Annotated in this window: 14 protein-coding genes; 7 read left to right on the top strand and 7 right to left on the bottom strand. The window is 66.8% G+C overall.

Annotation, left to right across the window (positions count from 1 at the left end):
- Positions 1-17: 17 nt before the first annotated feature.
- From OH768_RS47355 to OH768_RS47345, 3 genes are read right to left on the bottom strand one after another with little or no spacing between them, the layout of a single operon-like run.
- Complete coding sequence (locus tag OH768_RS47355) at positions 18-755, bottom strand: thioesterase II family protein (protein WP_406463209.1); 738 nt, start codon at positions 753-755, stop codon at positions 18-20.
- The gene (locus OH768_RS47350; RefSeq protein ID WP_406463208.1) at positions 752-2,002 is read right to left on the bottom strand and encodes a cytochrome P450; all 1,251 of its coding nucleotides are present in this window, start codon (positions 2,000-2,002) and stop codon (positions 752-754) included. Before OH768_RS47350 ends, OH768_RS47355 begins: the two co-directional genes overlap by 4 nt.
- The gene (locus OH768_RS47345) at positions 1,999-2,229 is read right to left on the bottom strand and encodes a phosphopantetheine-binding protein (protein ID WP_406463207.1); all 231 of its coding nucleotides are present in this window, start codon (positions 2,227-2,229) and stop codon (positions 1,999-2,001) included. The genes OH768_RS47350 and OH768_RS47345 overlap by 4 nt, the downstream gene beginning before the upstream one ends.
- A gap of 610 nt (positions 2,230-2,839) precedes the next feature.
- Between OH768_RS47345 and OH768_RS47340 the strand changes: the two genes are divergently transcribed.
- The 6 genes from OH768_RS47340 (at position 2,840) to OH768_RS47315 (ending at position 9,330) form a co-directional block, all read left to right on the top strand.
- Positions 2,840-3,691, top strand: coding sequence for a putative nonproteinogenic amino acid hydroxylase (locus OH768_RS47340; protein ID WP_406463205.1), 852 nt, complete (start codon positions 2,840-2,842; stop codon positions 3,689-3,691).
- A 1,041-nt stretch (positions 3,692-4,732) separates the two neighbouring features.
- On the top strand, positions 4,733-5,248 hold the full coding sequence (locus OH768_RS47335) for a toxin-antitoxin system HicB family antitoxin (RefSeq protein ID WP_406463204.1): 516 nt from the start codon (positions 4,733-4,735) through the stop codon (positions 5,246-5,248).
- Positions 5,249-5,329: 81 nt separating this feature from the next.
- The gene (locus tag OH768_RS47330; protein WP_406463202.1) at positions 5,330-6,172 is read left to right on the top strand and encodes a DUF4097 family beta strand repeat-containing protein; all 843 of its coding nucleotides are present in this window, start codon (positions 5,330-5,332) and stop codon (positions 6,170-6,172) included.
- 73 nt (positions 6,173-6,245) lie between these two features.
- Positions 6,246-7,247 carry an ATP-binding cassette domain-containing protein gene (locus OH768_RS47325; RefSeq protein WP_406463200.1) on the top strand — a complete coding sequence of 334 codons (1,002 nt, stop codon included), beginning with the start codon at positions 6,246-6,248 and terminating at the stop codon, positions 7,245-7,247.
- A complete protein-coding gene (locus OH768_RS47320) occupies positions 7,244-8,035 on the top strand; it encodes an ABC transporter permease (protein WP_329263170.1) in 792 nt (263 codons plus the stop codon). The genes OH768_RS47325 and OH768_RS47320 overlap by 4 nt, the downstream gene beginning before the upstream one ends.
- A gap of 557 nt (positions 8,036-8,592) precedes the next feature.
- Positions 8,593-9,330: a TylF/MycF/NovP-related O-methyltransferase gene (locus OH768_RS47315; protein ID WP_406463198.1), complete on the top strand. Its 738-nt coding sequence runs from the start codon at positions 8,593-8,595 to the stop codon at positions 9,328-9,330.
- 888 nt (positions 9,331-10,218) lie between these two features.
- On the opposite strand, the gene ddaH is transcribed toward OH768_RS47315, so the two are convergent.
- On the bottom strand, positions 10,219-11,061 hold the full coding sequence (gene ddaH, locus OH768_RS47310; protein WP_406463197.1) for a dimethylargininase: 843 nt from the start codon (positions 11,059-11,061) through the stop codon (positions 10,219-10,221).
- Between the two features lie 537 nt (positions 11,062-11,598).
- On the opposite strand from ddaH, the gene OH768_RS47305 reads away from it, so the two are divergent.
- The gene (locus OH768_RS47305) at positions 11,599-12,735 is read left to right on the top strand and encodes a phytanoyl-CoA dioxygenase family protein (RefSeq protein ID WP_406463195.1); all 1,137 of its coding nucleotides are present in this window, start codon (positions 11,599-11,601) and stop codon (positions 12,733-12,735) included.
- A gap of 142 nt (positions 12,736-12,877) precedes the next feature.
- On the opposite strand, the gene OH768_RS47300 is transcribed toward OH768_RS47305, so the two are convergent.
- From OH768_RS47300 to OH768_RS47290, 3 genes are read right to left on the bottom strand one after another with little or no spacing between them, the layout of a single operon-like run.
- A complete protein-coding gene (locus OH768_RS47300) occupies positions 12,878-14,110 on the bottom strand; it encodes a cytochrome P450 (protein ID WP_406463193.1) in 1,233 nt (410 codons plus the stop codon).
- Positions 14,103-14,849, bottom strand: coding sequence for a thioesterase II family protein (locus tag OH768_RS47295; RefSeq protein ID WP_406463192.1), 747 nt, complete (start codon positions 14,847-14,849; stop codon positions 14,103-14,105). Before OH768_RS47295 ends, OH768_RS47300 begins: the two co-directional genes overlap by 8 nt.
- A 29-nt stretch (positions 14,850-14,878) precedes the next feature.
- A complete protein-coding gene (locus OH768_RS47290; protein ID WP_406463191.1) occupies positions 14,879-19,843 on the bottom strand; it encodes an amino acid adenylation domain-containing protein in 4,965 nt (1,654 codons plus the stop codon).

Here is a 19,843-nt window from a genome sequence, read left to right as displayed (position 1 = left end):
TGAGAGCTGCACCGCGTTCACCGCCAACAGGTCAACAACTCCCGCAATTTGTCGGGCGCGTTCGCGAAGTCGTAGTGCCCGCCGTCCACAACCTGGAAGTCGACCGAATCCGAGTACCGACGCCACCCCTGGAGCTGATCGAGGCTCGTCTCCGGGTCGTCCCGCCAGTGCAGTACGACGATGGGGCATCGCACCTCGACCGGCTCCGTCCGCCGGTACGCACGCGCGGCGGCGTGATCCCCAAGCAGCACGGACAGGCCCACATCGACCATGTCCGGCCGTGGTTCGATGCCCCGACCGCGGACGAACGACTCCACCTCGGCGCGCAGTTCGGGTTCGGTCATGGTGAGCATCCGGTCACGCGAGGCGTCGTGCGGTGCCGGCTGGCCCGACACGAAGAGGCAGTCCGGCCCGGGCAGACCGAGTTCGGCGAGCCGTACCACGGTCTCGTACGCGGGCAGCGCGCCCGCGCAGTGCCCGAAGAAGGCGAACGGCCGGTCGAGCAGTGGCATCAGGGGTTCGACCAGGCAGTCGGCAAGGTTCTCGTAGGTGCCGTAGTGGGGATGGGCCAGCCGGTTCTCGCGGCCAGGGAACTGCACCGGACAGACCGCGGTGTCGGCAATCATGGCCGGCCAGGCGCTGAAGGCCGACGCCCCGGTCCCGGAGTAGGGGAAGCAGAAGATCCGGGCGGGGTGGTCGGTGGATGGTGGCCGGACGAACCACGGCGAAATGTCGGTGGTGGAGCCGGTTGTCATGACGTCTTTCGTTTCTGGGCGACGATGGGGAGGTGGGTCATCCCGGCGATGAAGTACGACCGCAGGTGCTGCGGTTCGCCGGCGAGGTCGATCGATGCGAACCGCTGGAGCAGTTCCTCGAAGAAGATGCGCAGGGTCAGCCGGGCCAGCGGTGCCCCGATGCAGAAGTGCGGCCCGAACCCGAACGCGACCTGGCGCTTCGCGCCGCTCCTCGTGATGTCGAACTCGTGCGGATCGGGGAACTGGGACTCGTCCCGGTTGGCCGACCCGATCCACGCGACGACCGCCCCGCCGGCCGGGACCGTGCCCCCGCCGATCTGAATGTCGTTCACCGCGTACCGCATGAAGTTGCACGCGGCCGATGTCCAGCGCAGTCCTTCCTCCACCAGGTTCGGAACCAGCGACGGGTCGGCCTGCGCCTTCTCGAACTGCTCAGGCCCCTCTATGAGCGTGTGCACCGTGCCCGAGATGGTGTGCGGCGTCGTCACGTTGGCGCCCAGGAGGATGCTGTAACCGTTGAGGGCGATCTCCTCGTCGGTCAGTGGTGCGTCTCCCGCGCGGACGCTCATGAGGTGGTCGAGCAGGCTCCCGTCCTCACCTCCGGTCTTCCGTCGCCGTTTGACCCAGTCAGTGACGTAGGTGACGAGCTCGTGGTGGGAAATGGCCAGCGTCGCGGCTTCGCTGCCGTGCTGGAAGTGCGGGTCCGAGGGGGCCGTGACCATCGCGGTCAGCTGCACGAGTTCTTCCCAGTCCCGCTCCGGGATCCCCAGGACAGGGCCCGTCACGATCGCCGGGAGGAGCAGCGCCTGCTCGGCCAGGTCGAAAGTGCCGCCGTCGAGCGCCGGTTCGAGGAAGTGCACGGTCGCCTTCCGGATCCGGTCCTGCCAGGAGGCCACGGCCCTCGCGGTGAGTTTGGAGCCGATCGCCCTGCGGACCTCGGTGTGCCGCGGTGGGTCTGTGGACGTCATCAGCCTGCCCGCCGCGACGTCGTCCTCCCCGAGGTGGGTGACCACCGTGCCGCGCTCCGAGGTGAAGTCCCGGTGGTCGCCGAGCACGCGGCAGACATCGTCGTAGCGCGTCACCGACCAGAACTCCCTGCCGTCCGGCAGGACTTGGTGATGCAGGGGTGCCTTCGCCCGCATCACGTCCCAGATCGCGTGCGGATCGCCCGAGGTGTAGAGATCCAGGTCGAACAGGTCGACGCGGCCGAGGTCGATGTCGCTCCCGGTACCCGGTGTCAACCTCACGGCAGCGACCTCCCCCGGGCGATCAGCTCGGCGACCCGAGCCGGGGTCTGCGCCAGGTAGAAGGCACGCACAGACAACTCGACGCCGTAGTCCTGAGAAACTCGGTCGATAATCTGGATTCCGATCAAGGAATTCCCGCCGAGCGCGAAGAAATCGTCATCCGCCCCAACCTCGCAACCGTTGAGGTATTCCCCCCACAGCACCGAGATCTCATGAACGAGTGACACTGGAGCATTCACAGGCGCGGTTTGTCTTTCTGACGCCTCATCGTGTCCACCTCGCTGGTGGACCTGCGGCCCCGACTCCATCGCCAGCCTTTCATTCTCCGTCGAACGGAAATGACCACCTACGCTACGCGCTCGCAAGGTTCGCCAGCGGGCGCCGCGCAAATAATCAAGACGAACCTAAAGCTCGACGACAGATTACGCAAGGCATCCATGCCCTTCAGGAAATACATCTGAATGTTCACCGGCGGCGTCATATTGTGGTTCCAGGGAGGATATTCCGGAGCCTCTCCGAATCCGATGCCGACCACGTCGTGGCTCTTTGGAAACCTCGCGCAACTGATGACGGTACAGACACCCCGCCGGCACCCGTTGTCCCGCCGACAGGACAGTAATGCGCGCCTCCGCCCTGACCGGACCGACGGCCGATCCGACTCGCGACGCCTGAGAGATGCAGGCCGACACCGCTCCAGTCCGCCTGCGACACCCCTGGACAGACCGAGGTCTCACGACCTCGTGACCAGCCACATCATTGCCAACACATTTACGAAGAATTATGGTGACGGCTTGGAGGAATGCCCAGCACTTTCCGGGCTTATCAAACAATCATGCATTGAAGGGGATTTCGTTGCTTAAGTCGCAACGGCTTGCGGTGCTGCCCATCGACTTGCTTGATCTGGATTCCGAGCTGTCCATCGTGGACAGCCACGAGTACGGAGGCGAGTACGATGCTCTCACCTTCGGGTCGTGGTCGTGCCATGTTCTGGCCAACAGCAGCGGAGCCGATTCCGATATCGCCTTCCGCCCCCACGATGGCCGTCTGACCCTCACTGAGCTGGGCAAGCAGCTGCCAGGCGTCATGTCCCTGGTGACCGAGAATTTCTCCTTGGACCGGTTGCAGTGGGTACGCATCTTCAGCCTGCGTGACGGAATCATGGCTCCGCACGTGGACTTTCTCGAATGGTCCAAACCAGGCACCAGGCTACAGATTCCGCTGCGAACCAGCGAAGAGTCCCTGCATTCCGAGAATGATGTCGTCTACCACCTCCGTCGCGGGGAGGTGTGGAAGATACACACGACTGTCCCTCATTCCGCACGCAGCTCCTCCGAGACTGCCCGACTCTCCCTCTGTCTCGACTTCTCGGACGCCGAAGAGCCCGTCGCGATCCGCAACGACATACCCGCGACCGAGCCGATCCGCATCATCGAACGGCCTGAGGCGACAGAAGCGGAGCTCGAAGAACTCGCAGGCTCCGGCCGGACGTTGACCACAGCTACCATGCGGTCGGACTTCCGTCGATTCGCCGCGCTTCACTTCGAGCGGCGCACGCATGCCGTCGCGGCGTTCGACTGGTACGAAGAGGCCGCGCGACGGAGCGGGGACGCCGACGTGCTCGCAAAGGCCCAGGCCTTCCGCAGGTACTGCGTCGACAGCCGGGCTGACGGGGAGACATTCGACTGGTGAGGGGCCACGGACCAGGACAGGGTCCCGCGAACCAGCTCGCAGTTGACTTGGTGCCTGTTCGACGGATCGAGTCGCGGCGAACCGCCAGTTCCTCGTAGGCCGGCCCCCGCACAGCAGCTCCGTCAGCGGCGAACGACGATGCCCCTGAGCGGCCAGGTTTTCCATCGCCGCCGATCCGGCACAGCCGCTGAGGTGTTGTCCCGGCGGCGCCCCGGACATCCTGCGGTCTCACCTGCACTGATGATGCGCCGAGGGTCAGGAGCGTCTGCGGCGTCGCAAGCAGGGCGGGCCCCGTCGGCCACTCCTGTCTGCCCGGACACTGCACGATCAGCACCTCGGCCGCGGCAGACGCCCCTTCGGGAAAAGGAACGTGCGTCGATGCCGAGCCTTCGGCCCAGGGGAAGCAGACCAGGACCGGGCCGTCGGCTCCACCGGCCTGCCGGACAAACCTGTCGCGCCCTATGACCCCGTTGCCGACGACTGCGTCTTGGCCTTGGCGACCGCTCCTCGATCCCACCCAGCCCCTGCGCGCTGCCGCGCCGGCACAGGGTCGCAACATTCCCGTCCTGGAGCCTCCCATACCCCCGTCCACAGGAGGCGTCCTCGCACAGGAATGAACGACAGCCCCTCGGCCTCGTCGAGCGCACTGCCGCGCCCGGGCCAGGGGCAAGCTGGGGCCGCTCAAGTTCCTACGGTTCCCCCTGACGGGTCGGGGCGAACAAGACCGAACCTGCTGATGCCGATAGGCGAGCCCCGGCACAAGACAGTTGCCACCGAGGTCACTGTGCCGGCGTCCGGGTCAACGATCGGTCGAGCACCCAAGCCATCGGATGACGCCGAGTGTCGCCGTGTGACGCTACCCCGCTGTCACTTCGGCGTCTTTCCACGCCCTCGAAGCCAGTCAGGAACACATGGCGCCACGATGACACAAGTGGCCCTCTTCCCGATTTTCGCAGCTCAAGGCGGTTGCCCATAAGCTCACTCCACACCCGGCACCATTCAGGCTTGCACATAGCGCCAGAGTGGTGCCATGATGGCGTTATGGACCTCACTCCGTATGTCGACACCCTGCGGCGGGAACTCGCGGTGGCCGCCGAAGCCGGCGGCGAAGACGCCCGCGAGCTGGCCGATCGGCTCACCGCTCCCCTGGAGTCGGCGACTCGGCTGACCTTGCTCAACGTGCTCTCCGCCGCGATGGACGAGATCACCCGCGAGCTCGCCCCTGGCTCAGTCGACGTACGGCTGCGCGGGCTGGACCCCGACTTCGTGGTAACGCCGCCGCCCGTCGACGCCGGCCCCATGGAGCCGACGGAACCCGTCGAACCACTCAGGACGCACCCGCCCGTCGAAGGTGACGAAAGCGGAACGGCGCGCGTCAATCTGCGCCTGCCGGCCCACCTCAAGGCGCGCGCCGAGGAGGCCGCGGCCCACGAGGGTCTGTCGGTCAACGCGTGGCTGGTGCGCACCGTATCGGCCGCGGTCGATGGCGGCACTCGGCCGCGTACGACGGAGAGGACCCGCACCCTCGGACAGAGTTACACGGGTTGGGTGCGCTAGCCGCACCCAACCCGTACCACTTCATCCACACCACGTCCCACCAGTGGGGACGGCCCAGGGACTCACAAGGACGGGACAACCATGCCTTCTTTCGACACCCCCGAACCGATCTCGGTCACCGCCTACGTGTATGCCGGTTCCATCCGGTTCAGCGCGGGTGACCGCCTCGACACCGTCGTCGAGGTACGCCCCCGCGACCCGAAGAAAGACCTGGACGTACGGACGGCCGAGCAGACCCAGGTCACCTACGCGAGCGGCGGACTGACCATCGCCACACCCAAGGCCAATCTGCTCGGGCGCGGCGGCACCGTCGACGTAACGGTCGAACTGCCCACGGACTCGAACATCGCCCTGGACGGCGCCGGGGCCCATGTGATCGGCGAGGGCCGGCTCGGCGAGGTCCACGTGAAGACCTCGGCCGGCGACGTCCGCCTCGACACCACCGGCCCGCTGCAGCTGAAGGCGTCGCACGGCTCGATCAACGTGGAACGGGTCGAGGGCCTGGCAGAGATCACCAGCAGTACCGGCAACATGCGCGTCGGCCTCATCGACGGCCCCGCTGTCCTGAAGAACTCACACGCCACCACGACCATCGGCGCCGTGACCGGCGAGCTGCGGGTGAACGGCGCCAACGGTGCCATCGACATCGCGCGCGTGGAGGGGTCGGTCACCGGCACCACCACCAACGGCACTCTTCGCATCGGCGACGTCGCCCGCGGCAGCATCCACTTGGAGACCGCCAACGGCAACGTCGAGGTCGGCATCCGCGAGGGCGCCGCCGCCTGGCTCGACGTCAGCACCAACCACGGGCAGGTACGCAACACACTCGACGGGACCGAGGCTCCGGAACAGACGGAGGACAGCGTCAAGGTCCGCGTACGGACCAACTGGGGCAACATCGACATCCTCCGCGCCAAAGCCTGAGCGACGCCGCCCCTCCGCACCAGCCACACCTCCTCCGCTCGCATGTCACTCCAGCCTTCTAAAGGGAGGGCCCATGCCTTCATCTGTCATGCCCACATCCAGTCAGGTTGACGGTCGCCCGTCACCCGCCGCCATCTCCGCCGTCGGTCTGCGCAAATCGTTCGGAGACAAGACGGTCCTCGACGGCATCGATCTGCGCATCCCGGCCGGGTCCGTGTTCGCTCTGCTCGGCCCGAACGGCGCCGGCAAGACCACCGCCGTGAACATCCTGTCCACACTCATCTCCGCCAGCGGCGGCCAGGCCCAGGTCGCGGGCCACGATGTCGCCACAGCCCCCCAAGCAGTCCGCGCCGCGATCGGTGTCACCGGGCAGTTCTCCGCCGTCGACGGCCTGATCACCGGCGAGGAGAACATGCTCCTCATGGCGGACCTGCACCATCTATCCAAGGAGGAAGGCCGCCGTGCCGCAGCCGAACTCCTCGAACGCTTCGACCTCACCGAAGCCGCGAAGAAGCCCGCCTCCACCTACTCCGGCGGCATGAAGCGCCGCCTCGACCTCGCCATGACCCTGGTCGGCAACCCACGAATCATCTTCCTCGACGAACCCACCACCGGCCTCGACCCCCGCAGCCGCCACACCATGTGGCAGATCATCCGCGAACTCGTCACCGGCGGAACAACCGTCTTCCTCACCACCCAGTACCTGGAGGAAGCGGACCAACTCGCCGACCTCATCGCCGTCCTCCACAACGGCAAGATCGCCGCCCAAGGCACCGCCACCGAACTCAAGCGACTCATCCCCGGCGGACACGTCCGGCTCCGCTTCACCGACCCGTCCGCCTACCAGTCCGCCGCAACCGCCCTGCGCGAGGCCTCCCGCGACGACGAGGCCCTCGCCCTGCAGATCCCCAGCGACGGCACTCAGCGCGAACTGCGCTCCATCCTCGACTGGCTGGACTCGACCGGCATCGAGGCCGACGAGCTGACCGTGCACACCCCTGACCTCGACGACGTGTTCTTCGCTCTCACCGGCCCAGCCAACGTGCCCACCCAGTCCAAGGAGGATGTCCGATGAGCGCCCTCTCCCTCGCCGTACGCGACTCGAACACGATGCTGCGCCGCAACCTGCTGCACGCGCGCCGCTACCCGTCCCTCACCCTGAACCTGCTGCTCACACCGATCATGCTGCTGCTGCTCTTCGTCTACATCTTCGGCGACGTGATGAGCGCCGGCATCGGTGGCGGCGGCGCCGATCGCTCCGACTACATCGCCTACATCGTCCCCGGCATCCTGATGATGACCATCGGCAGCACCGTGATCGGGGCCGCGGTGTCCGTCGCCACCGACATGTCCGAGGGCGTCATCGCCCGCTTCCGCACGATGGCGATCCACCGCGGTTCCGTGATCATCGGGCACGTCGTCGGCAGCGTGCTCCAGGTGCTCGCCAGCCTGGTCCTCGTCGGCGCCGTCGCCGTCGCCATCGGCTTCCGGTCCACGGATGCGACGGTCCTGGAGTGGATCGCAGCGTTCGGGCTGCTCGCCCTGTTCTCCCTGGCGCTCACCTGGATCGCGGTCGGGATGGGCATGGCCAGCCCGAACGCCGAGGCGGCCAGCAACATGGCCATGCCGCTGATCCTCCTCCCCCTCATCTCGAGCGCCTTCATCCCGGCCGACACGATGCCGGGCTGGTTCCAGCCGATCGCCGAGTACCAGCCGTTCACCCCGGCCATCGAGACCCTGCGCGGCCTGCTGCTCGGCACCGAGATCGGCAACAACTGGTGGATCGCGATCGCCTGGTGCGTCGGCCTGTCCGCCCTCGGCTACCGCTGGTCGCAGTCACAGTTCAACCGCGACCCGAAGTAGGAAATCCGAACGTACGGGCCACCTCCCGCGACTCGTCCCGCCCCAGGGCGGCGTACTCCGACACCGCGTCGGCATACGCCGCCCCATCGGCGTTCTTGGCTGGAATCCCACCCTTCAACCTCGGTTGATCTAGTACACGCGCCACGTGAAAGGACCGAATAAACGCAGGACCCTTTACCGGGAGAGAACCTTGCGTCCAAACACCGCACGCCCAGAGCGGAAGGTGCCGCTCCGCTGGGCGGGAACGCGTCCGAGGGCAGCGCAGGATCGCGTAAGAGTGTCCCGCCGACGGGACGGGCACGTTCGACAGCGGCTTGCCGTCCCGGACCTGGCGTTGACTTGACCGGCACGTCGGCATGGGGACCTACTGTGCCGCAGACGCTCAAGAATCTCCTCACGGCCAGTGAAATTCTCGCAGCTATTTTCGGCTACTCCGACGCGAGAGCGGTTTACAATGACGGGAATTTCTTCCGAGTACGAACCATTACTTGCTCACCGTTGTCACGCGGAACGGCCATCTGTACGGTCTTATTCAGCGAATCGAGTCGAGGAGGAACATGGACAACGACGTTGCAAAAGGGCTGCTACCAGTGCTACCAGAGCTCAGTGGCCTGCTACCAGACCTTCGTGGCACGGACATCACAAGCCTGCTGACCGACTACGCTCGAATGGCGAAAATCGTGTCAGTAATAGACGCCGCCCGCTTCATGGAAGAGAATTTCGCGTCGGCACAGAACCTTGGAGGGCGGGAGAACCTCCTTCGGCATGCCTGCTGCTCGGTGAAGATGGACGGCGACGTACTCGAGTTCGGTGTTATGGGTGGGCAGACCTTGGCCATCCTCTGTGACGAGTTCCAGGATCTCACTGTGCACGGTTTCGACTCGTTCAAGGGGTTGCCCGAGGACTGGACCCACGACAGTCCGAGCGGCACGTACAGCACGCAGGGGAGGATACCGACCGACCTTCCGTCGAATACAAAGCTGCACATCGGCCTGTTCGAGGACACGCTGCCGAAGTACCTGGCCGGCACCGACGCTCCGGTTGCCCTCCTGCACATTGACTCGGACCTGTACTCCAGCGCGCGCACAATACTGTTCGGACTTGCCCCACGACTGCAGGCGGGTTCGATCATCGTTTTCGACGAGTTCCTCAACTACCCAGGCTGGCGTCAGCACGAGTACCGCGCCTTCACCGAGTTCGTCGACGCGTTCGACATCGAGTTCCGTTACTTCTCTTTCGCATCGAGCTATCTGTCCGTTGCAGTGCGGCTGGACTCTGCGCCCAAGGCGAGCTGACTCGCGTAGACGATGTCGTGCAGGTGTGTCGCCCTCCTGCATATCAACTCATGTGTAGCGGCTGTCGATTCTGTGCCGGTCCCTACAGCAGGCAGCCAGGGGGCGTGTTCGGTGTATCGCTGCGCGGACGCTCGACCGCACTCGTAGGACTCCGCCTTCGGGCCGGACGGAGGGCTCGGTCTGCAGGGCGATCAGCCCCAGGGCCACGTACCCAACAGCCCGCTCGGGCAGAACTGCGAGGCTTCTCGACACTCCATCTGGGTCAGGTCAACGCCGGCTTGCTGACGGATCGCCCGCCCGTGCTCAGAGCCGCTCATGGCGTGGTTCGCCACGAGCGTGGGTTCCCCACCGGCACCGCAGCCCAGAGGATCAGTGGCCTCCAGCGCACCGGATGTCCAGTTCGCGGCACACGTCGACGGCGGGGTTGACGGAGTCGTCGGTACTGAGGGCGCCCAACATCGCGGCGACGGTCCAACAGCCGGTACAGCCGATCCCGCCCTCGTCTCGGTCGACGCGCAGGCGAAGGAGGCCCGTTTCGACGCCGGCTCTCCGGTAGTGGGAGTTGCCGAGCGCAGCCTCCCGGGTTCACCGCAGATGCCAAGGTGGGTTCAATCCTGACCAAATCGAGCACTCCCCCACCGCGACAGAACAGACGCGGCCCGATCGCGACCCACGAGTGAACATCGCTCGACATGGATCCTCAAGCCGCAGCCACAGTGTGCGGGGTCCCACCAGCTGAAGCGCTCGGCAGCCCGCTGACGCTCCTGCGCCCAACTGCCCTCGCACAAAGCGGAGTTCCACAACGAACTCGCGCTGCGCGGAACGTACGAGCGCGGAAAACGGATGGTGCCGACCGTAACCCGGCCGGCACTTGCCCGACTCCAGGCCTCATTCCCGGAGTTCAAGCGTGCAGCACTTGACGCTGCCTCCGGCCTTCAACAGTTCGGTCAGGTGGGCACCGATGGGATGGTAGCCACGCTCGCGCAGCTGCCCCGCGATGCCGGTGGCTCCTCGGGGCAGGACGACGTTGCGGCCGTCGGACAGCGCGTTGAGGCCGAACACGGCGGCGTCGGCTTCCTCGGCGAGGATCGCGTCCGGGAATCGCTCGGCCAGCACTGCCCGGCTCTGCGGGGAGAACGCCCCTGGGTAGTACATGATTTCGCCGTCCTCAAGCACCGCCAGTGCCGTATCGAGGTGGTAGAACCGAGGATCGACGAGGGTCAGACTGATCACGGGACGCTCGAAGAACTCGCGCACCTCGTCATGAGCTCGCGATTCCGAGCGGAATCCGGTGCCGGCCAGGATCTCCGCGCCTGTGAAGAGAAAATCCCCCTCCCCCTCGTTGACGTACTCTGCCTGCCGTACCTCTGACCAGCTACCGCGGCTGAACCACTCCAGGTAGGCCGCGGACTCGTCCCTGCGCTGAGGATGCCGGAAGCGCGCGACGAGCGCCTTGCCGTCCACGACAAGAGCCCCGTTGGCGGCGAAGACCATGTCGGGAAGGCCCGGTACCGGCTCGATCAGCCGTACGTCGTGACCCAGACCGACGAGGATATCGAACAGCCTTTTCCACTGGGCCAGTCCGGTCTGCGTCGATGTGGGGCGATCCGGGTCCATCCACGCATTGATCGAATAGGTGACGTCGAAGTACCTGGGGCGGCACATGAGATAGTGCCGGGTCAATGCCGTTCGCTGATCGAGCGCCGTCCGTTCCGACTGCGTTTCCGTCACCTTGGCTCCCTTCGGCAAGATAAACATCGAGAATTCTGAAACCGACTCCGGAGTCCCTCGGACCGCACCCGGCCGCCTGTTCGAGCTACCGGAGAGCGCGGGTCGGCCGTCGCCGTACAGCACGCGCGTGAAATGTCGGGCCGTGGGATAAATCGAAAAGGCCCATTGCCGTCCCGCTGCCGAGGCGGTCTACAGCGTGTACGCCGAAACGCAGCCGTGGTTGTCCCGTCAGCAGGACAACTGACTTTCTTCGCGTTCCTGTTGGTGCCAGTCATGGTTAGTCGACGACTGCGGGTTGTCTCGCCGGCGGGACAGGGGGCGACGTCCGAACGGGTGCCGGTGCCCGACCACGGGAATGGCATGTCCGGATCGAAGCACACAAGAGCCAACTATAGTCCAGTTATTCGCTTCGTCGACAAGCGTTAATGGCTTTTGGAGATCGACAGATGGACGCAGATATGCCGGGCGGATGGCGATTGACACCTCCCCTGCCGAACGGGCAGAGTATTCAACTGCCGAGGAACTATGGAAATGGAAATGGCCCAGGCCGCGCTGGTGCGGCTGGCCGGCGGCCCGGCCCGGCGGCTCGCTGTTGGGCGTGAGCGTCGCTTCTACACGCAGACGTGCCACTGGAATCGTGTTGTGTCCGATGCCGAACTCCAGGAGCTGGCAGACGGTAAGCCGTGGCGGCTCCACGAACTCGTTCCGCACGGCAAGCACCTGGCAGACCTGAGAAGGAGCCGACGCATGAACACATTCGGCGATGGCGTTCTGGAGAAGGCTGCGGCGGAATACGCCGAGCAGGGTTTCTCCATCATCCGCAACGTCGTGCCATCGGATCTCGTGGCCGAGGCGCGTACCCACGTTGACTGGCTTACCCGCAAGTATCCGGATCTGCGCCCCGAACACTTCCACCACCCTCTGATCCGTAACGACGCCTTCTGGGCACGCCTGGTCTCGGAACCCCGTCTGGTGGACGTCGCGGAATTCTTCCTCGGCCCTGACGTGGCGTGCTTCACGGCCCACTACATCTGCAAGCCCCCGTACGACGGACAGCCCGTGCTGTGGCACCAGGACGGCGCGTACTGGACCCTGAGTCCGATGGAAGCGCTCACGGTGTGGCTGGCCGTCGACGAGAGCACCACGGAGAACGGCTGCCTTCGGATGATCCCCGGTAGTCACGAACTGCCGCTGCACAAACCGTCGGTTCGCACGGACGAGCCCAACATGCTGTTCTCCGCCGCCGACGAAACCCTGGTGCAGGAGTGGGTGGAGAAGCGCGGAATCGTGGCCATTGAACTCCAGCCGGGCGACGTCTCGATCCACCATCCCCATCTGCTGCACTGCTCGAAGGCGAACACCTCCGCCAAGCGACGGTGCGGTCTCGACATCGGCTACATCTCGACGGCCACGCGGCTCCACAGTGAAGGGCTGTACCTCGACCCACTGCTCGTACGCGGAGCCGACACCAACGGCCTCAACAGCTACCGCCCGTTCCCCGCTTACCTGGACGGCGAGACGATTCCCTTCGCCGGACAGGGCGAGTGGGGCGACAAAGTGGCCAGGCTCAACGAGGCGCTGCCGCCGCGTTCACGGGACCTTCCCGACGAGACCCCGATCGAGACCACCCGGTACATGATCGACCGTCTGCGCGAAGGCACCGTGAAGCGCTGATCGCAGCCGCCAACCGGCACACCCGCTCCAAACGATTCCCGCATGATGGAGATACAGCAGGGCGTTGAACGCCTCGTACGCATACGGGCGCCCCCGAACGCGATGGTTCGGGGGCGCCCGTATGCGTCGCCGGGTCCGGTCCTCACAGGCGCACTGGAAACTTGGAGAACAACCGAGCACCGCCGGGAATGAGCTCGCGGTACCTCAACTCGCGGCTCGCTACCGCGAGTTCCAGAGTGTCGTGCTTGAGGAAGAGGTGGTCGATGGCTATCTCGCCCTCGAGTTCGGCGAGCGCCGCGCCGATGCAGCGGTGCGGGCCGGCACCGAAGGCGAGGTGGCCTTCCCCGCGCTTCAACACCCGGTCCACCTGGCACTGTTCGGGCGCGGCGAAGACACGCGGGTCGTAGTTGACGGACTGGAGGGAGCCCGTCACGGCGTCCCCCTTGCAGATCGGGACGCCGGCGACCTCCATGTCCTCGCTCGCGTACCGCGGTCCGGCGCTCGGGATGGGGTTCGCGATCCGCATCAACTCGTTGATGGCGTGCGGCAGTGCCTCCGGCCTCGCGCGCAGCAGCGCCAGCTGATCCGGATTGTCGAGGAGTGTGAGAACCGCGTTGGGGATGAAGTGCGCCGTGGAGTGATATCCGCCGTTGACGAGTACACCCACCATCGAGATGATCTCGTCCTCACTGAGGCGGTCACCGTCCTCGTCCATCGTCTGCACCAGAGTGGAGATCATGTCGTCCGCGGGCTCGGCCCTTCGTCGCTCGATGAGCTTCTTGGTGTAGTCGAACAGGCTCAGGGCGCTTGTAGTGAAGTCGCGGTCGATGTTGGCGTACTCGTCCATCCACTGCCGTATCTGCGGCTGGTCCTCCTCGTCGATGCCGACCAGTTCGCAGATGACGGCACCGGTCAACGGCGTGGCGTACTCCCGGAGAAGGTCACCCGACCCCTTCTTGGCGAAGGCGTCGAGGAGCCGGGCCGAGACCTCCTCGATTCGCGGTCGCAATGCCTTGATGCGCCGCACGGAGAACGCGGGCGCCACGAGGCGACGCAGCCGCGAATGGACCGGACCGTCCTGGAGCATCAGGTTGGACGTGAAGTAGCGCAGGAGCTCGTCCGGCACGTCGAGCGACGCGAGCGCCTGGTCCGCGATGCTCGGCCCCTCTTGGCCCGGCACATTGCTGATGTTCGTCACGAGCCGCGGGTCGCTCCACGCCGCCTTGAACTCTTCACTTCGCGTGATCAGCCAGACCGGCGGCCCGCCGGGAAATCCGATACGGACGAGCGGGGCCTGCTCCCGCAGGCGCCCGAAGGCGCCGACGGGGTCGTCCTCGAATTCGGGGTTCAGCAGGCTTACGATTGGTTCAGCCATGTTCGTCGTCTCCTTGACGTCCGCGACCGAAGGCGGATTCCGCCTCGATCAGGTCCAGTACCTCCCGGGCGTGATCGACGAGGTACATGTGATCGCCCGGGAACTCCGTATAGCTGAAGTCACCCGTGGTCGCGCTCCGCCATTCCTGCGCCTGTTCCGCGCCGACCAGGCCGTCGGAGCCGCCTCGGATCGAGCAGATCGGCACCGACACCCTTTCGTCGGTGCTCGGAACGTAGTTCTCGTGCATTTCGCAGTCGGCCTGCAGCACGGGCAGAATCAGTTCACGCATCTCCGGGTGATCGAGAGCCTCGTGTCTGAACCCCGCGAACTCCTCGACCCGGGCGAGGAACTCCTCGTCCGGAAGTCCCGTGGCCCGCCGCTCCCGTTGGGTCCACGGCCCCGGCGAGCCACTGACGACCAGCCGCTCGACGCGCACGTCGCGCGTGCTCAGCAGATGCACCAGCTCGTACGCGAGCACGGCGCCGAGGCTGTGCCCGAACAGCACGGTTCGGGTCCCTTCGCCGAGCTCCGCAACCACGTCGTCGACGGAGTTCTTGGCCGCTTCGACGACATTCCGGTACGGCGTCTCCATGATCCGCCGCTCCCGGCCGGGCAGTTCGACCGGGACCACCCGCCAACGCCCGGCGGACAGCGCCCGCCATGGGTGGAAGAAGGAGGGCCCCGCTCCCGCGAACGGGACGCACAGCAGTGCGGGCCGCTCGCGGTCTTCCGAAGACATGCCGGGGCGGGTCACGGCGGCCGACCCCGTCACCGCGCCAGCCTGCGGGCGATGACCTTCATGATCTGGCCCGCGGGTTTCGGCATGTGCAGGTCGTGGTGGGTGGCGTCCACGTCGTACTCCTCAATGGAGCCGAGGACGTGGGGCGGCCAGTGCGGAGCCCACGACCCCTCTTCGTCCTTGTCCAGCTTCGCGTTGAAGAACAGCAGGTCGCCGCCGTAGACCGGCGAGTCGAAGTGCTCCATCTTGGAGAGGTTATTGGCCCCCACCTTCGACATGGTGTCCAGGAAGAGGTCCATGTTGTCGGTGTTCATGAACTGGCCGAAGACTTCCTCGACTTCCTTCCGGTACACCGCCGGCACCGTGCCCGTCAGGTTCCTGAAACCGCTCGCCGGCTTGGAGTCCAGGATCGCCAGGATGTCGACCTCGTGCCCGCGCTGTTCCAGCTCCACCGCGACGGCGTGCGCGAGCGGGCCACCGTAGGACCAGCCGACCAGGTTGTAGGGGCCTTCCGGCTGGACTTCGAGGATTTGGGTGAGGTAGTCGTCGATCATCTCCTCCACCGACCCCGCCAGTGAGTCCGTGCCGCCGGAGCCGCGCGACTGAAGGGCGTAGGCCGGCCGGTCCGGCACGTACGGTGCGAAGGTGAAGAAGGCCCAGCCCAGTCCGCCTCCTCCGTGGAAGAACCACACCGGGGGCTTCCCCGTGCCAGGGTCCCGGTTCAACGGCAGGACGACCGCGAAGGAGTCGATGTGTTCGTCGGGGATGCCGCCGATGAGTACCAGCGAGGCCAGCTCGGCGACCGTGGGGTAGCGGACGATCGTCCGGACCGGCATGTCGACGTCGAACTGCTTGCGGATACGGGCGCTGAGCCGGGTCGCCAGGAGTGAGTGTCCGCCGAGCACGAAGAAGTCGTCGTCGATACCGACCTTCTCCACACCGAGCAGCTCGCTGAAGAGGGAACACAGCTTCTCCTCATGGGAGTTGCGCGGCTCACCGCTGTTCGTGGTGGTCGTGGACTCCGATGGCAGCGCTCGCCGGTCGAGCTTTCCGGCCGGGGTCAGCGGAAGCTCCGGAAGGGGCACCACCGCGGCCGGGACCATGTAGTCGGGCAGCCGCCCACGCAGGTACTCGGGCAGCTCGACCGTGAGCGGGCCGATCGCCTTGGCGAGAGCCGGGGCGTTGGCCCTGGTCCGGCCGGCCACTCCGCTGGGGACGAATCCCCCGGAGACGGTCCGCCGCTCGGGCAGGAGCACCACGTCGAAGCCCTGAACGGTCTCGCCCGACCAGGTGAGGACGGCGTCCAGGCCATGCTCCCGCGCCCAGTCGGCGAGGTCCTGCGGATCGAGCGGCCGGCCGACGGGGACGGCCCCGCTCAGCACACCGGCCGCCGTGGCCGCGGCGGCCTCCTCCGTCAGGCGTGCGTTGGGTATCCCGGTCACCCGCACCGGGCCGCCGGTCCGGGCCGCGAGGTCACCCAGGCCTGCCAGATCGGTCACCTCCCGGCCCCACGCGGCTGCGGGAACGCTGGTCAGGTCGAGTGTGTCGGCCGGCTCCTTGTGCAGGACGACCTCGTAGCGGTGCCGGGTCAGTTCGTTGTGCACCCGGCCCGGCTTCAGCCGGATGTCGACGCCGACGGAGTGGTCCGCCGCCCACTGCGCGAACCACTCCGGAGCGACCACCAACTCCCGTTCGCCGAGCAGCGCCTGCTCCACCATGGCCCGGAGTTCCTCGGGCGAGGCGTGCGGTCGTGCCGCGCGCTGCACCGCGGTCAGCAGCAGCCGGAGGGTCGCGGCGTTGCGGACGTCACCGACGATCAACCGGCCGCCGGGCGCGAGGAGTTCCATGGCCTCGCTCAGTACGCGGTCCAGGTGGTCGACGCTGGGGAAGTACTGCGCCACCGCGTTGAGCACCACCGTGTCGAACCCGGCGCGGGGCAGCCCGGAGACGTCGTCGGCGGCCTGGACACTCAGCCTGACCCGGCCGCCGAGGCCGGCGTGTTCGGTCTGCTCCCGGACGCGGTCCACCACCGTGGCCGAGATGTCGGTGGCCCAGTACTCCTCGACCTCGCCGGCGATCCTCGCCAGCAGCAGACCCGCGCCGGCCCCGATCTCCAGCACCCGCCCCGGTGCGAAATCCAATACCTGCGCCACTGCTGTGTCGCGCCACTCCCGCATCTGCTCACGCGGGATCGGCTCGCCGTCGTAGGCCGACTTCCAGAGGTGGAAGTCCTCGCCCCACGGCTCGTGGGCGGAGTCGGCGTACGTCTCCTCGTGGACCCGGCGCCATTCGTCGACCTGGACGCCCTCGTCGGCGACGGCGGCCTCCGGGTCGGGCACCACATAGGCCACCAGGCGTTTGTCGCCCTGCTGGTTCTCGCGCACTACGACCGCCGCCTGCGCCACAGCTGGATGCTCGGTCAACACGTGCTCGATCTCGCCCAGTTCGATGCGGAGCCCGCGGACCTTGACCTGGAAGTCGGTTCGGCCGAGGTACTCGACCTGGCTGTCCTTGTTCCAGCGCACCAGGTCCCCGGTGCGGTACATCCGGGCGCCGGGCGCGCCGTAGGGGGAGGCGACGAACCGCTCGGCGGTCAGCGCGGTCTGCCCGATGTAGCCGCGCGCCAGGCAGGCGCCGGCCAGGTACAGCTCGCCGGTGACTCCCTGCGGGACGGGTCGCAGCGCCTCGTCGAGGACGTACACCTGGGTGTTCCAGATCGGTGCGCCGATCGGCACGGTGTCCGCGCCCGGTACGTGCTGCCATCCGGTGACCTCGACGGTGGCCTCGGTGGGGCCGTAGAGGTTGTGCGCGCCGCAGCCCGGCAGGAGTTCGACGAACCTGTTGGCCAGTGCGGCCGGGAACGCCTCGGCCGCAACCTCGATCCAGCGCAGGGTGGTGCACTTCCGCGCCGCTGGTTCGGCGACGAACTCCGTCAGCAGGGAGGGTACGAAGTCGGCGCCGGTCACCCGCTCCCGTGCGATCAACTCGGCCAGGTAGGCGGGGTCCTTGCGTCCGTCCGGGCGGGCGACGACAACGGCGGCACCCACCTGCATGTTGGCGAACAGCTCCGGCACCGACGCGTCGAAACTCGCCGAGGTGCTCAGCAGCATCCGGTCCTCGACCGTGACATCGAAGTGGGCCAGGCCCCACTGCACCCGGTTCATGATCGACCGGTGCGACACCGGCACGCCTTTGGGGCCGCCGGTGGATCCGGAGGTGTAGATGACGTACGCAACGTTGTCCGGCGCCAGCACACGCTCCGGGTCGGTCTCCGGGTAGCCGGACACGTCGGGAAGCTCGTCGTCGAGCACCAGCAGCGGTTTCGCGCTGTCCACCACCTGCCGCACCCGGTCCTCGGGCAGTTCGGGGTCGACGGGTACGTAGGCCGCGCCCGCCTTGACCACCGCGTAGACGGCGACCATCAGGTCGACGGAGCGGGGAATACGCACCACGACCAACTGCTCAGGGCCCGCGCCCTGTTCGAGCAGCCAGTGGGCCAGTCTGTTGGCGCGCCGGTTGAACTCGCCGTAGGTCAGCGTCTCCCGCTCGGCGATCACCGCGATGCGCTCGGGGTCGCGCGCGACCTGTGCCTCGAACGCCTCCGGCAGGGTCACCGCGTCCACCGCGTGAACCGTGTCGTTGACACCCCGCAGGAGCCACTCCCGCTCCGCCGCCGACACCGCCTCGATCGCGCCGACCGGCGCCAGCGGGGCGGCGACCAGCTGCTCCAGCACCCGCGCGAACCGGGCGGCGATCGCCTCGACCGTGTCGCGGTCGAAGAGCTGGGTCGCGTACATGAGGTCACCCTGGAGAGCCCCCGACTCGTCCATGGTCATGCTGAAGAAGAGGTCGAACATGGCGGCCGACACGAGGTGTTGCTCGAACTCGACCTTGAGTCCCGGGAGTTCGAAGTCCTGCTTCGTGAAGTTCTGCCAGGCGAACGTCACTTGGAACAGTGGCTGGTAGGCCGCGGAGCGGTCGGGGTTGATCAGCTCGACCAACATCTCGAATGGCACGTCCTGGTGCTCGTAGGCGGCCAGCGCCTTGTCCCGCACCTGGGCGAGCAGATCGGCGTACGACGGATCGCCGGAGAGATCGACCCGTAGCACCTGGGTGTTGACGAAGACCCCGACCAGGTCGGCGAGCGCTTCGTCGGTACGCCCGGCGATCGGGTTGCCGATGGTCACGTCCTCCTCGGCGCCGAGCTTGCGCAGCAGCACCGCGAGAGCGGTCTGGAGGACCATCGACATGGTCATGCCGCGTTCGTCGGCCAGCTTCTGGAGCCCGGCCGCCACTTCGGCCTTCACCGCAAAGCCGACCGTGTCGCCCTCAAGACTCCGTTCCGCGGGCCGCGGGCGGTCCAGCGGCAGGCTCAGTGGCTGCGGCACCCCGTCGAGTTCCTCGCGCCAGTACTCGGTCTGCCGCGCGGCCAGACTGTCCGGGTCGGCCGGGTCGCCGAGCAGCGCGCGCTGCCACAGCGTGTAGTCCTTGTACTGCACGGGCAGGGGCTCCCACTCCGGCGCCCGGCCGTCCCGGCGGGCGGTGTAGGCGGTGGTCAGGTCCCGTGCCAGCGGCGCACCGGAAACGCCGTCCGAGGCGATGTGGTGGATCACCAGGACAAGGAGGTGTTCCTGGGGGGCGCAGCGGAACAGGCTTGCCCGCAGCGGGAGTTCGGTCGACAGGTCGTAGTGGTGGGCGATGGCCTCGTCGACCGCGCCGGACAGCTTGTCGGGCGCCACGTCGACCACCGGCACCTTCACGGACGCCTCCGCCGCCGGCAGGATCCGCTGATGGGGCTCGTCGTCCTCGTCGGTCACGTAGACGGTGCGCAGGATCTCGTGCCGGGCGACCACGTCGCGGATCGCCGCGACGAGGGCGGCCTCGTCCAGTAGTCCGGTCAGCCGGAACGTCGGGGATATGTTGTAGGTTTCCGCCCCCCTCTCCAGTTGGTTCGTAACCCACATACGGCGTTGTGCGTACGACAGCGGAATCAC

This window comes from Streptomyces sp. NBC_01622, assembly GCF_045209635.1.
Taxonomy (GTDB): domain Bacteria; phylum Actinomycetota; class Actinomycetes; order Streptomycetales; family Streptomycetaceae; genus Streptomyces.
Note: the sequence above shows the minus strand (reverse complement) of the source record. Positions and strands in the feature narration are given on the sequence as shown.

Coding starts and splice junctions, on each gene's coding strand:
- OH768_RS47355 (WP_406463209.1), bottom strand. CDS start 755: ATGACAACCGGCTCCACCACCGACATTTCGCCGTGGTTCGTCCGGCCA.
- OH768_RS47335 (WP_406463204.1), top strand. CDS start 4,733: ATGGACCTCACTCCGTATGTCGACACCCTGCGGCGGGAACTCGCGGTG.
- OH768_RS47330 (WP_406463202.1), top strand. CDS start 5,330: ATGCCTTCTTTCGACACCCCCGAACCGATCTCGGTCACCGCCTACGTG.
- OH768_RS47325 (WP_406463200.1), top strand. CDS start 6,246: ATGCCTTCATCTGTCATGCCCACATCCAGTCAGGTTGACGGTCGCCCG.
- OH768_RS47320 (WP_329263170.1), top strand. CDS start 7,244: ATGAGCGCCCTCTCCCTCGCCGTACGCGACTCGAACACGATGCTGCGC.
- OH768_RS47315 (WP_406463198.1), top strand. CDS start 8,593: ATGGACAACGACGTTGCAAAAGGGCTGCTACCAGTGCTACCAGAGCTC.
- OH768_RS47305 (WP_406463195.1), top strand. CDS start 11,599: ATGGCCCAGGCCGCGCTGGTGCGGCTGGCCGGCGGCCCGGCCCGGCGG.
- OH768_RS47300 (WP_406463193.1), bottom strand. CDS start 14,110: ATGGCTGAACCAATCGTAAGCCTGCTGAACCCCGAATTCGAGGACGAC.
- OH768_RS47295 (WP_406463192.1), bottom strand. CDS start 14,849: ATGTCTTCGGAAGACCGCGAGCGGCCCGCACTGCTGTGCGTCCCGTTC.